The 13,108-nt window shown below is 39.4% G+C and carries 11 protein-coding genes; all 11 read right to left on the reverse strand.

What is annotated here, in order from left to right; translation table 11 throughout:
- Positions 1 to 404: 404 nt before the first annotated feature.
- The 11 genes from K2F26_RS12970 to K2F26_RS13020 all read right to left on the reverse strand — a co-directional run bounded on the left by K2F26_RS12970 (position 405) and on the right by K2F26_RS13020 (position 12,989).
- Positions 405 to 2,354, reverse strand: a complete 1,950-nt coding sequence (locus tag K2F26_RS12970; protein ID WP_246605351.1) for a polysaccharide biosynthesis protein — start codon at positions 2,352 to 2,354, stop codon at positions 405 to 407.
- 619 nt (positions 2,355 to 2,973) lie between these two features.
- On the reverse strand, positions 2,974 to 3,570 hold the full coding sequence (locus K2F26_RS12975) for a YdcF family protein (protein WP_220608160.1): 597 nt from the start codon (positions 3,568 to 3,570) through the stop codon (positions 2,974 to 2,976).
- A 200-nt stretch (positions 3,571 to 3,770) separates the two neighbouring features.
- Positions 3,771 to 4,895 carry a DegT/DnrJ/EryC1/StrS family aminotransferase gene (locus K2F26_RS12980; protein ID WP_220608161.1) on the reverse strand — a complete coding sequence of 375 codons (1,125 nt, stop codon included), beginning with the start codon at positions 4,893 to 4,895 and terminating at the stop codon, positions 3,771 to 3,773.
- 16 nt (positions 4,896 to 4,911) lie between these two features.
- Positions 4,912 to 5,544 (reverse strand): acetyltransferase, encoded by a 633-nt coding sequence (locus K2F26_RS12985; RefSeq protein WP_220608162.1) that lies wholly within the window; start codon positions 5,542 to 5,544, stop codon positions 4,912 to 4,914.
- A gap of 52 nt (positions 5,545 to 5,596) precedes the next feature.
- Positions 5,597 to 6,214, reverse strand: a complete 618-nt coding sequence (locus K2F26_RS12990; protein ID WP_220608163.1) for a sugar transferase — start codon at positions 6,212 to 6,214, stop codon at positions 5,597 to 5,599.
- A 167-nt stretch (positions 6,215 to 6,381) separates the two neighbouring features.
- The gene (locus tag K2F26_RS12995) at positions 6,382 to 7,461 is read right to left on the reverse strand and encodes an RNA-guided endonuclease InsQ/TnpB family protein (RefSeq protein ID WP_220608164.1); all 1,080 of its coding nucleotides are present in this window, start codon (positions 7,459 to 7,461) and stop codon (positions 6,382 to 6,384) included.
- A gap of 9 nt (positions 7,462 to 7,470) precedes the next feature.
- Positions 7,471 to 8,121 carry an IS607 family transposase gene (locus tag K2F26_RS13000; protein WP_220611727.1) on the reverse strand — a complete coding sequence of 217 codons (651 nt, stop codon included), beginning with the start codon at positions 8,119 to 8,121 and terminating at the stop codon, positions 7,471 to 7,473.
- 193 nt (positions 8,122 to 8,314) lie between these two features.
- The gene (locus K2F26_RS13005) at positions 8,315 to 9,586 is read right to left on the reverse strand and encodes a glycosyltransferase family 4 protein (protein WP_220608165.1); all 1,272 of its coding nucleotides are present in this window, start codon (positions 9,584 to 9,586) and stop codon (positions 8,315 to 8,317) included.
- 645 nt (positions 9,587 to 10,231) lie between these two features.
- Positions 10,232 to 11,155 (reverse strand): glycosyltransferase family 2 protein, encoded by a 924-nt coding sequence (locus K2F26_RS13010; RefSeq protein ID WP_220608166.1) that lies wholly within the window; start codon positions 11,153 to 11,155, stop codon positions 10,232 to 10,234.
- Positions 11,156 to 11,213: 58 nt separating this feature from the next.
- Complete coding sequence (locus tag K2F26_RS13015; protein WP_220608167.1) at positions 11,214 to 11,825, reverse strand: FkbM family methyltransferase; 612 nt, start codon at positions 11,823 to 11,825, stop codon at positions 11,214 to 11,216.
- A 183-nt stretch (positions 11,826 to 12,008) separates the two neighbouring features.
- Complete coding sequence (locus K2F26_RS13020; RefSeq protein WP_220608168.1) at positions 12,009 to 12,989, reverse strand: glycosyltransferase family 2 protein; 981 nt, start codon at positions 12,987 to 12,989, stop codon at positions 12,009 to 12,011.
- Positions 12,990 to 13,108 lie beyond the last annotated feature (119 nt).

The raw sequence follows: 13,108 nt of genomic DNA on the forward strand, positions 1-13,108 counted from the left end.
CCGAAATGCACAGTTTTTCTCGTATACCCTTCAAAAGCCTTGCACTTTTTTCCTCTTTATCACCCCCAAACCTTTGATTCATATAGGTTGTACATTTATTCAGCAAGTCCTATGTAGGCAGGCAAGAGGCAAAAGGCAAAAGGGTTTTAGAGAATTTAGGTGTACGGAGTTTTTTTCAAAAATCAAATATTATTCCTATATGTTTCATTATATCTCTCCGGTAATTGAATGTGGGTGATTTGAAACCCTTTCTAGGGACAATTCATGAATTGTCCCTACATAAATTGTCCCTACATTCATTTTCACCAGATGTCTAATAGACATCTCCGGTAATGGTTGTAGAGACGTTGCATGCAAAGTCTCTACAAGCTTTTAGAAGTCCCTATGGGGAGTTTCAAGCAGATTTACTCAGCAGATTTACTCAGCAGTGGCGATGATAACTGTGGAGAGTAATATTCAGGAACCATGACCTTAAGCAGAGATAAGAGAGTATCTTTGTCTTCTTCTTGGGCTGCTAAGAAAAGCTGATAAAGATATGGCTCTAGCTTTGTCCAAGGTATCATTGCTTCCTGGGCGGAGTAAATTTTCGGATGTATAGTTTTTTTAACATTCTCTTCTTCAATCAACAGCTCTTCATAGAGCTTCTCTCCTGGACGCAACCCTGTGATTTTAATCACAATGTCCTTCCCTAAAACTAGACCACTGAGTTCTACCATTTGCACAGCCAGATCGTAAATTTTGACCGGTTCCCCCATATCCAAGAGGAAAACCTCCCCCCCCTTCCCTAGAGCGCCAGCTTGAATGACCAGGCGAGCAGCTTCGGGAATGGACATAAAATAGCGAGTAATTTCGGGATGGGTAATAGTAATCGGTTGTCGCTGTAAAATCTGTTGCTGAAATCGGGGTACTACTGACCCCGTGCTATTTAACACATTACCAAACCGCACCATGATCAAACGGGTGTAGGTGTCCGGGTGTTTTGATAAAGCTTGCAAAATCAACTCAGCTACTCGTTTAGTTGTTCCCATCACACTGGTGGGACGTACAGCCTTATCGGTAGAAATTAATACAAAGGTCTCAACTTTGCACTCATTGGCCGTGCGGGTAGCTACTAGTGTACCGTAAATATTGTTAATCACTCCTTGGGCTGGGTTCTTTTCCACTAAAGGAACGTGCTTGTAAGCCGCAGCATGATATAAAGTATCAATATTATATTCTGTAATTACCTGTTTCAGACGTTGGGCATCAGTTACTGAGCCTAAACAAGCAGAACAATACAAGTTAGGATAGGTTTCTCGTAACTCTATCTCAATGCTATACAGTGCAAATTCATTTAATTCATATAGAACTAGGTGGCGGGGTTGTTGTTGAGCAATTTGACGACAGAGTTCTGAACCAATAGAACCACCCGCTCCCGTGACTAAAACAGATTTATTTGTGATGTTGACTTGCAGTAACTTGGGATCTGGGAGAATTTCCTCTCGTCCTAAAATATCACCTATATTGATTTTCCGGAGTTGAGCAATTGAGACTTTACCTGATATGATTTCTGCTAGGGTGGGTACTGTTTTGACTTCTATATCTAGAGCTTTAAGTTCCGCAACAATTTCTTGCTTTCTTTTGGGCGTTGCTGATGGAATTGCTAAGAGTACGAGATGTACCTGGTACTTGTTAATGAGATATTCGAACTTCTCAGGGCTATAAACCTGAATGCCATTAATCGTATGTTTCCATAGTTGTGAATTGTCGTCCACAAAAGCTATAATCTCAAAGTTGTTATCCAGAACAAGTGCTTGGGATAGTTGAAATCCAGCTTGTCCGGCTCCATAGATAATTACTGGTTGCAGGAATTGTTTGCTATTTGCTAAACTATTAATAGTTTGAGATTGGAGTTTTAATCTCAGGGGGGAACTCAAACCATATAATAACCATCGGGCTATGAGTCTGACTGTAACTATTAAAATTAGTGTGATTAAAGTATCTACTATCTGAACAGAAATGGGTAGGAAATTGACACGGAAAATCAAATCCAGGATGATCAATCCTCCTTGTCCCAGAATAACTGATTGGAAGGCTGTGTATAAAAAGGCAAACTCGCTGTATTTCAGTACATTTTTGTACATTCCCAGTAGGGAAAATAATAGGATTTTTCCGGGAATCAGCGGAATAATAGAAGGGAGATATTTACCCAGTATATCCACAGGAAATAAACTGTGGGAATCTATGGAAAATGCAATATAAATTGCCAATAAAAATAGTAGAGAGTCAGTTAAATACAGAATCAGATGCTTTTTTGTTCTTGAGGAAGTTTGGAGAAAATGGGCAATATTTTTGATAAAAACAGTTTTTTTCAAAAGACTAAGCAGAAAATATGTTATTCGCATAGTATAGTTATGAATGGGAAAGTGTGATCAAACAGTTTTGAAATTAAATTTGATAGAACCTAAGAGGTTGTTTGGAAAGTATTAAACAGGTAATTTTTATCTTAGGGAACAGGGAACAGGGAACACCGAAGGATTGGGAAGGATTGGGAAGGATTGGGAAGGATTGGGGAACACACAAAAAACAATAAAATCCAGTCCCCTCCCCTTACAAGGGGAGGGTTAGGGTGGGGTCAAACAATAGTTGATACACTAATCATGACTTGACAAACATCCTCTAAGTAGGGGTTGCTGAATAAAGCGCAATCCTTTATAAATCAAAGGTTTGAGCTTGATAAAGAGGAAAAAAGTGCAAGACTTTTGAAGGGTATACCTGAAAAACCGTGCATTTTGAAACCAAGAAATCCCAAAATTTGGGGATGACAGATAGCTGAAACTGTTCCCTGTTCCCTGTTAAGAGTTCCCTGTCTTCACGGAAAGACTTTCTCAGCAACCCCTAAGTATTAATAATGAAATCCCCGACTTCTCGTAACACTTGTACATTACCAAAAGTCGGGGATATTTGGGGTATATTTTTAGTAAATTGACAAAGTTATGATCTGCTATTTCCTGTCGCAGATTGCAAGCGGGGATTGAAACTAGCTCCGGTGCGCCCGGTAGCTAACCACAGCACTGAGCGCCCTATGTCCCTAGCGATGCGGGTTCGAGCTTCTCGCCGAGAGCTTTGGGAGGGGACGGGGATGGGAGTAAAGGCGATTCCCTGACTACCAAAGACAATAGTGGCGATCGCCTGAGACCGGCGCATATGGTAGTCTGAGGTGACGAGATAGACGTGGCGAATATTATTTTGTTGCAAAGGTGCAACCATTGTGGTAAAATTAGTAACTGTATCTGTAGCGCGGTTGTCGTACTGGATGCGATCGCCTCCCTGTAGCTTTTGGCTGTGAAGGTCACCTAAGATCCTGCGGATTTCCGGTTCGCCCACGGAAACCCAAATGGGAAGGTCAGGGAATTTTTGAGCCATTTCTCGGGTGAATTTGGCTCTGCTGTTTTCCCCACTGAGCATCAAGATGGCTTGGGGGTAGGGATTTTTTTGACGTGTTATGGCTAGACGCAGGGGTATAGCACTGGATATGGTGAATATTCCCAAGCAACCAGCTAGGGTAAATAAGCGCAGAGGTTTGAGCATATCCATGGATGAGATTTCAGCTATATGCCTATGTTAGAGGCAAATTTTTCATCTGAGACGATTTTCCCCAGATATCCATTTATTTCAGCTTGACCTGAAATTCTAGCCACCTGTTAAATGTGGCTAGGGTTATTTGGATTTTTGGTAAAATTACTTCTAGTATCGCCCCCAGGGTAGTGTTAAAGGCGATCGCACTAGCACTAGTGTATTTGACGGATAGCTAATATAACTCGCTCTAAGTCAGTATGGCTGAGGTTAGAACCGGAGGGTAAGCATAAGCCATGGTGGAAGAGATATTCAGCTACTTCACCGCCAATGCGATCGCAGTGGGCAAAGACTGGCTGTAGGTGCATAGGTTTCCAAACAGGTCGGGATTCAATGTTCTGGGCTGCTAGGGCTAGACGTAGGTTTTCGCGATCGCAGCCAAATTTTTCTGGGTCAATAGTAATACAGGTGAGCCATCGGGTAGAGCGTCCAAAGGAGGCTTCAGGCATAAATTCTATACCGGCAATATCACCTAATGCCTGTTTATAGATTTGAAAGTTGCGTCGTCTGGCTTCGACCCGATCCTCTAAAACTCGGAGTTGTCCGCGACCAATTCCAGCTAAAACATTACTCAGACGATAGTTATAACCAATAGTGGTGTGTTCATAGTGGGGAGCGGGATCACGGGCTTGAGTAGCCAGAAATTTTGCTTGGGCAACTATTTCTGGGTCGTCAGAGACTAGCATACCTCCCCCAGAGGTGGTGATGATTTTGTTGCCGTTGAAGGAGTAGATACCAATTTTGCCGAAAGTACCAGGACTTTTGCCTTTATAGGTAGCCCCTAGGGCTTCCGCCGCGTCTTCAATGAGGGGGATGTTATACTGGTTACAGGCTGTGAGTATTGGGTCAATATCCGCACTCTGACCATAGAGATGGACGAGCAGGACGGCTTTGGGTAGGGTCCCTAACTTCGCACGACGTGAAAGTTCTGCTACCAGTAAATCCGGGTTGAGGTTCCAGGATGTGCGATCGCTATCTATAAAAACAGGTTTGGAGCCGAGGTAAGTGATAGGGCTGGCGCTGGCGATGAAGGTGAGGGTAGAGCAGAAAACTTCGTCCCCCGGTTGAATACCGATGAGCCGGAGAGCGAGGTGGAGAGCCGCAGTACCGGAAACTACGGCAGCTGCGTGGGTGCTACCGACGGTTTGGCAAAATTCCTCTTCAAAGGCAGTTATATGGGGTCCAACGGGCGCAATCCAATTCGTATCAAAGGCTTGTTGGATAAAGGCAAGTTCCTCAAAACCCATATGAGGAGTTGAAAGGAGGATTGGTTTGGGCATATATTTATTTCATGTATTATGGCAAGCTAGTTTTGATGATTTTGGCGGGACAACCGTAGGCTAGGCAGTTATCAGGAAGAGATCTAATCACCACAGATCCAGCACCACAGGTTGTGTGATTACCGATTTCAACACAAGGACATACATGAGTTCCTACACCTAAGAGTACTCCCGCTCCTAATTTCACTTGACCGCATAGATTACTTCCCGGAGCAATGTGGGAGTAATCGCCAATAATACAGTCATGATCGATGGTAGCCCCGGTATTCACAATGACATGATTTCCCAGGGTGGTATCTATGTTAATCACTGCATTGGCCATGACTACAGTACCCTCTCCAATTTTCACTCCCACACCAATTTGGGCGGAGGGATGAATGGCTGTGGTGAAGGAATGACCTTGTTTTGTTAATTTTTCTACTATGGTTGCGCGGATGCGATTATTACCAATGGCAACAATCCAAGATGATGAATCGGAGGTAATTTTAGATAATGCTGTTTGTGAGTGGATTATAGGAATGCCGTGGATATTGCCGAATGTTGCAGGAGGATGATCATCGATGAAAGCTTTGACGAATTTCCCCTGATGGTGAAGAATATCTAAGATGACCTTGGCATGTCCACCACAGCCGTAGAGATAAATATTCAATGATGTCTTAAATTTGAGGAACAATTCCTTAACATAATGCCAACGGAAAACCTTATTGAGATGATTTGGATTGAGTACCTGTAAACTCCCTCATTGTGGCATGGTTGCTCTGTGAAATACCATGGCGTTTCAGGACTTTTTCCACCGTCATGAATAAAATCTTTAAATCCAGTATCAGGCTCCAATTATCGATATACCAAAGGTCAAGTTTAAACTTATCCTCCCACTCTATAGCATTGCGACCATTGATTTGTGCCCAACCAGTAATCCCCGGTTTCATATTGTGACGGCGCATTTGTTCAGGGGTGTAAAGGTTTAGATATTTCATCAATAAAGGGCGAGGTCCGACAAAACTCATCTCTCCTTTCATGACATTGATTAACTCGGGTAATTCATCTAGAGATGTGCTTCTTAACCAACGCCCAAAGGGAGTTAACCGTACAGCATCAGGTAGCAAGTTGCCATCAATATCCTGCTGATCTGTCATGGTGCGGAATTTGAGGATGGTAAAGGGGCGTCCCTTGAGTCCCGGACGCTGTTGAGAAAACAGAACAGGGCTTCCTAATTTCAGCCGCACCAATAGGGCTAGGTTTAGTAACAAGGGGCTAAATAGAATTAGCACTAGAGTCGCCACAAGCCGATCTAAAAGATACTTTATTGACTTCTCCATACAGTTAAAATTTATTAAACAACTATTTAACGCCGAAAACTCATATTAATTTCTCAAGCGTTCGTATCCATTGTTGAGATAAGTTCTGCTATATAAAACCTAGACAAAACTAGACTTTACTTTCTACTTCAACGGGAGCATGGGAGCAGTTATCCCTCGGTAGACTTTCACGCTTTAGCCAAACGCGATAAATTAATTGCAGCATTCAGATCCCTATCCATCTCAAAACTACAGTTCTCGCAGTGATAAATTCTTTCAGATAAAGAAAGACTATCTTTTCTATGTCCACAGTGAGAACAGGTTTTACTTGATGGATAAAATCTATCAGCAATTATAATTTCACAACCAAACTTTTTAGCTTTATATTCTAGCTGACGCTTAAACTCATGAAACCCACAATCAGCTATTGCTTGGGCTAATTTATGGTTTGATAACATCCCTGAAACATTCAAATCTTCTACTACTATCTTGGCGTGGTTTTTGCATAAGTAAGTAGTAAGTTTATGAAGAGTATCTTTTCTCAGGTTTGCTATTCTTGCATGATGTCTAGCCAGTTTAATTTTAGCTTTATGCTTATTGTTTGAACCTTTAGCTTTTCTACAATAGACTTTGGATAATCTTTGTAGTTTAGCTAGATTCTGTTTATAGTGTTTAGGATTAGGAAATATAACACCAGTGCTTAGTGTAGCTAGTTCCTTGACTCCTAAATCAACACCAACAACAGCATGGTTTTTGATAGTTGGTTGACATTCTTGTTCATAAGAAAAGGCTATATACCAACTATCAGCAGTCCTGGAAATAATAATACTTTTACAGGTGGTGTGAGGTAATCCTTCATAAGTTTTTACCCATCCAATTGTCGGTAGTTTTATTGATGTACCACCTACAGGAATTGGTTTACCACCTGCATCAATTGTAAAACTATCATTTTTTCCTTTCTTTTTGAAGTTAGGATATTGAGACTGTCCTTTAAAGAATCTTTGAAAAGCTTCACCTAAACTATCAAAAGCGTATTGAGTGATTTTCTGGCAAATACCTTTTTCTTTAATCCATGCCAATTCAGGTTTTACATGATTATTAAAGAATTTCTTGAGGATGTATTTGTTTGGCTTTAATCCATCTTTGTACAAATCCTGCCAAGTAGCTAAACCCCAATTATAGGTAAACCTTGCTATACCAGCGTGTTTAGCCATGAATATTTCCTGGGTTTTGTTTAACTTGAGTTTTGTTTTGATAGATAAAAGCATTGCTCGACCTCAACACTGTATTTCTTTGCTGTCTAAATCTGACATATCTTGTACAGGGTTGTCAATAGCATTTTTGAGATGATCCTTGATTTCTTTGGAGTAATTCCTCAATCCGTACAATCGACAAGAAAAGCAGTGGATAATTGCCATTAGGTCTTCCACTAATTCTTGTTGAGGTGATAAAGATTCCTGATTTGCAACTATGATCTGACACCTCACGGAACTTGCTAATTCCATAATAAAGTCAAAAGCAAACCGACACATTCTGTCTTTGTGCGCCACAACAATTGTCGATATTTCGCCTTTAAGCATTGATAACATAATTGATAAAAACTTTTTTCTTTTAAAGTTTAATCCGCTTCCAATCTCTGAAACCCAATCATCAACAGCTAACCCACGACTCAAACAAAATGTTTCCATCGCGGATACTTGGTTTCTGAGTTCGGGTTTTTGGCTACTCGAAGAAACTCTACAATAAACAACTACTTTTCGTTTTGAGTCTACAGGTTTTAATCCCTGGGTAATCAGTAAATCATCTTCAGTATAAAAACGATGCCCCGACAATGTTCTTTTGGCTGGAAGTCTTCCTTCAACATCCCATCTTTGCAAGGTCTTGACTGAAACTCCGATTTTTTTAGCAAATTCATGAGGTTTAAACATAAAGTCACTCATAGGTTTGTCTATGAGTGTACAGGTTTGTCTATTAAATTGTCAACTTAGGACAAGCTCTCTATCAAAATGGGTCTCAGCTAAAACTCGAGCATTTCTTCCCTTTTGGCTAACCAAATTTGGATGATCAGATAGCAGTATTATCGCTTCCGCCATGACAGGTATTCCATTTTTGTGGAAAGTCCTAACTTATTTCGCTGTTCACAAAATATTCAGATGGACTGATCTCGCTCGCTTTTTGTCCTTGACCACTCACTGCAGCAGTAAGTATTTTTTCTAGCTTGTTAGCTAGTATATCCCTGTTGAACTTTTGCTCTGCCAAATTACGAGCATTTTTACCAGCCTGTTGGAGCCAGACACGATCATTGAGTTTTGCTGCTATACATTCTGCTGCCTGTAAAATTGGCATACGCCAAGTTACAAGACCAGCATTTGTTGTTTCAACGAGTTGAGCTTGCCACCCTCCATAGTTCAACAGCACTGGTGTACCAGAAGCTAGAGCATCAAAAAATTTATTGGCTGAATTAGCTTGCATCTCAGGTATATCAATAAACAAACTGGCAGCCATGTCTGCCGCCGCTAGTACTGTTGGAATTTGGTCTTTAGGCAGCTTAGGTTCTAAATATAAATTTAGATTTAAGACGCCCGCAACTTGAGCTTGATTTAATACTTGTTTATGTTCCAGACCATCCCCAATCAGCAGAAGTCTAATTTCTGGGTCAATGTGTAATAATTCAGATGCAAGTTCTACCAGGTAACCTACGCCATTAATTTTTCCAAAAGTACCTGTGTAAACTAACAAAGGTCTATCTTTCAACCAAGGACGTGAACTACGAAAGGTATATCCCGCTGCTGAGTCAGGATAAAAAAATGTATTGTCGCTGCAATTAGGTATTACTGAAACTCTTTGAGAAGGATAGCCTGTCCGACAAACTCCATCACGCATTCCAGGGGATAGAGCAACTACTGTTTCAGAGTTACTATATGCCCACTGTTCTAACCAAAGAGCCGCTACACGGAGTATGGGATTGTTTAATGCTCCTATCGCAATTGGTATTTCTGGCCAAAGGTCTCGCACTTCAAATACCATGGGTATGGATTGTCGCCTCGCTACATATACAGCGGGTAGTGCAATGGTAAGTGGAGTACTGGTTGCAAACACCAAATCAACGTCTAAAGATGCAGCTTTACGTGCTGCTCCCATGGCAAAGCGAAGAAATGCCCAGATACGAGAATTATAGTTCATATGATTAGAGTATGGGATTGGCAACCAATGAACATGAATTCCAGCTTCCTCAGTCTCAAAATACTCTTGATGCCCATCATTTTGCCGCCATGAGGTGATCATATGGACTTCATGACCCATGTCTACTAAGCGTCGAGCCATCTCATAAGAGCGAGTACCTCCAGGCATTTTAGGGGTGTTGAAGTACTGATGTAAGTAAACTATTTTCATTTCTATTGACAGAATATTTCTACTGATTAGCAATTGGATTCAATTTCAATGTAGCTATTAGCCAGATGACTTTTACCAAGCTCTTCAGCAAACTCACCAAAGCCAGCCAATAACCCATGGAGTTAAGATCGGGGTAAATGATAGCAGCTTCTAGAAATGAGAAACGATCCATGCTGATGTAATACCAAGTATCTCTGTATTTTTTTGGGAAAAGAAATAGTCTAAAGTGATTTCGTTCAGAGAAGTCCTGGTCTCCAAACTTTCATTTACTTCATCTAATAAAATTGAAGTGTCTAAGTCTAAAAATAATTTTCTAAAATCATCGTGGCGTAATCGATTCATGTACATATATCTATTACCAGCAATTCTATTCCATTCAATATCCGAAAATTGCAAAAAGTTAATAGCAGAAATGGATTTATCTGAATGGGAAAAGTGATCGCTATAATCTATTTTGTGTACAAACAGCCAAAGTTTCTCTGTATCCAGTAATAGGTAGAATAGGAGATATTTGGGGGGAGAAGACTGACTAGATTCTGTATTTTGGCTTTTAATTTCCAGTTCATAATTCGGTTAGAGTTGTATTAACTAATTACCTCTTTGTTACCCGTATCCAAGACCAATTAACTGGAGATTTCATTTGCGCTATTCTGAAAATCCACGCTCATGTTTCCCAAAAATAGAAACTATACGGTGTTTATCAAAACTTATTTCTATAAAACTCCGCAGCAAGTAGGCGACAACAGCAGTGGGAATGGCATATAACGGATAAACTAGCAAAACGAAAATTATACGGAACCTTGGATTGGAGGGGTTTTTCATACTCATTAAATTTGATATTCGTTCAAAAAGACTACTTTTTGTCGAATAGATTGATTTACCAGTATTTTTTGTATCAACCTCAATAGAAACTCCAGTATATATATAGGGAGTATAACCAGCTCTTGCAAGACGGCGGCTAAATTCATAGTCCGCCCCATAATGAGGCAACCATTTATCTGCAACTAAACCGACTTTAGTCAGTGTTTCTGCTGGGAAGATAATACATCTTGTAGGCAAATACTCCACTTTAATCAGTAAATTACTCTCTAGATCATTAGCATTAACACCTGCATAAGGGTGGCGAGTCAAAGTTGCTAGCCAAGACTTAATTTGAACGCCACTGGAAATTACATGGTGATCAGAGGTACAAATAGCCCCAATTTGACAATTTCTATGTTTAATAGCTTCTTCAAGTAGCAGACTTACAATGTCATGAGTAAATTTAATATCAACATTCGATATCAGTACCCAATCGTCTGGTTGATAATCCTTTAGAACAGCGTTTAGTCCCCTATTGACAGTTGCACTCCAAAATTCATCAGCCTGTCCATACACTTCACTAATTTCATAATCTGTCAAAACTTTGTATTTTTCAATTATTTTGGAAGTTTCATCCCCTGGATTGGCATTGACAATAATCAATTTAAAAGGTCTATACCTAATGTTCTCACAAGATTTTAGAAAATCAGCAACTTTTTCAGGCTCCCTGTAAGTTGGGACACAAGCAATTACTCTGTGAGGTATCATAACTCAAATTTAATAGTCAGTGAAAGGTGTAAAATCTATGTAAAAGTGTAATTTTATCTCAAGTCAGAGAATCACCTCTGACAAAAATTGCATCAACCTGTAGTGTTCGTCCATCAGATTTATCTGTAAAACCAGGCAGGATGGCGTATAGTATAAATCCATTGTCACTCAGGCGTTCTATTATTTCCATCCAAAGATGTTGAGACTCGTATAATGGAAATAAGGAAAGTTCACACAGAATACCTTTGAAAAGATTTAAACAATTATCACAACCATTTAAAACTTGCCATTCAAACCCCTGAGTATCAATTTTGAGAAAACTACCTTTTGAGTTTTTTAGGTATGGAGATATGATTGAGTCTAACTTAAAAATGTTTACTGTTTCCTTTCCTGTTATCTTACTTTTTGGTTCAGCATTTGTGTGTAATTGGGTGATTGTTAGTATTGAACTAGAAACAGAATTATGAGAAATATTTAAGTCTACCTGTCCATCATAATCACCAATAGCACACCGCTGATACACATCCCATGATGGATCTCTTTTAGCCGATGTCACTAATTTACTGTGAGCCGAGAGCAGAGGTTCAAAACTCACAATTTTACCTGAGTAACCAAAGTATCTAATTTCAGATGCAAACTGACCTTCATTAGCTCCAATATCTATAACCAAATCAATCTCAAATTTTTTTAAGATACAAGCAACTTGTAGATCTGGATTGGATCGGGGAGAGAGTTTGTCTAATTGTAAGTTGATAGTGTTGAATAGTCTTTGAATTACTCGAATTAAGATTATGCGTAGGTTGTATAACATATTGACAATTTTTTGTGTAATTTCAATTTTTGACGGCTTAATTTATCGTCGGATTGAGTTAGTTGTAAACTTCAATATCATAACAATATCTATAAAAATATAGGATATTATTTGTTTACATGAGAGGCTCAATCCATATTTACCAAATAAGATGATACATAGTTTTAATCGTGTGAAGAAATTAGTTTCCAATTCAACCTTCAAGGTATCCCTAGAACGCTCATATAAACCCTGAGTTTTAATATCCCAAAGTCCTTGATTTAATAAATACTTTTTCATTTCTTCAAGATAAGGCACTAACCTTTGCCTGAGAAATAAATACCTTTTTTTGAAATCGCTAAATGATCTTCGCTGATATAATCCATAGCTGTTATCAGAATGTTGTCGATAGTAATTTAGTGGTTCATGTAAGTAACCTATTTGTCCGTGAATTACAGCTATGAAGTTAAACCAAAGATCTTCATAAGGTAAATTACTGGGAAACGGATATATTTTTTCTGCCAGATCTCTGGTAAACAGAATAGAACCGCCGGGAAATCCTCCCCCATTAATTACTCTTTCCAGAGTAATTAGGTTAGGAATACTTTTGAAAAGTACAGGACGATCAATTAGACAAAAATTGTTCTCATCAACCATGTATGAATTTGAATATACAATACTGACCTTATTTTCGATCAAGTAGTCAACTTGAGTTTTAATGCGAGAGTAAGCAGCATAATCATCACCACCAGTAATAGCTATATACTTGCCAACACTTTGTTCAAAAGCAGAATTTTGTGCAACTACCTTGCCACGATTGACGGGAAAATGAATGACTTTGACATTATTACAACTCAGTGAGTATTCGTTAAGTATTTGTGCGGTTTTGTCAGTAGATCCATCATTGACTACGATTATTTCTATATGTTTGTAAGATTGGCAAAGAAAGCTTTCTATTGCCTGACCAATGAAGCGTTCTTCATTAAAAGCTGTAATTATTACAGACACTAACTCATCCCCAGTTTCCACTGCATCTTCTTCCATAACAAAGTAAATCTCTGATAAATTGCCAATTATTGAAACTTTGTTTTCTCCTTGTCAAGAACATGTTTTCATTTTTGTTGCAATAAGTTGTGGTTCTTCAGTACATAGTATGCTAAATT

The organism is Sphaerospermopsis torques-reginae ITEP-024 (assembly GCF_019598945.1).
Taxonomy (GTDB): Bacteria; Cyanobacteriota; Cyanobacteriia; order Cyanobacteriales; family Nostocaceae; genus Sphaerospermopsis.

Excerpts from the sequence above, each read along its gene's own strand:
- K2F26_RS13005 (WP_220608165.1), bottom strand. The coding sequence starts at position 9,586 with ATGAAAATAGTTTACTTACATCAGTACTTCAACACCCCTAAAATGCCT.
- K2F26_RS13000 (WP_220611727.1), bottom strand. The coding sequence starts at position 8,121 with ATGTTTAAACCTCATGAATTTGCTAAAAAAATCGGAGTTTCAGTCAAG.
- K2F26_RS12975 (WP_220608160.1), bottom strand. The coding sequence starts at position 3,570 with ATGCTCAAACCTCTGCGCTTATTTACCCTAGCTGGTTGCTTGGGAATA.
- K2F26_RS13020 (WP_220608168.1), bottom strand. The coding sequence starts at position 12,989 with ATGGAAGAAGATGCAGTGGAAACTGGGGATGAGTTAGTGTCTGTAATA.
- K2F26_RS12980 (WP_220608161.1), bottom strand. The coding sequence starts at position 4,895 with ATGCCCAAACCAATCCTCCTTTCAACTCCTCATATGGGTTTTGAGGAA.
- K2F26_RS12990 (WP_220608163.1), bottom strand. The coding sequence starts at position 6,214 with ATGGAGAAGTCAATAAAGTATCTTTTAGATCGGCTTGTGGCGACTCTA.
- K2F26_RS13010 (WP_220608166.1), bottom strand. The coding sequence starts at position 11,155 with ATGATACCTCACAGAGTAATTGCTTGTGTCCCAACTTACAGGGAGCCT.
- K2F26_RS12995 (WP_220608164.1), bottom strand. The coding sequence starts at position 7,461 with ATGCTTTTATCTATCAAAACAAAACTCAAGTTAAACAAAACCCAGGAA.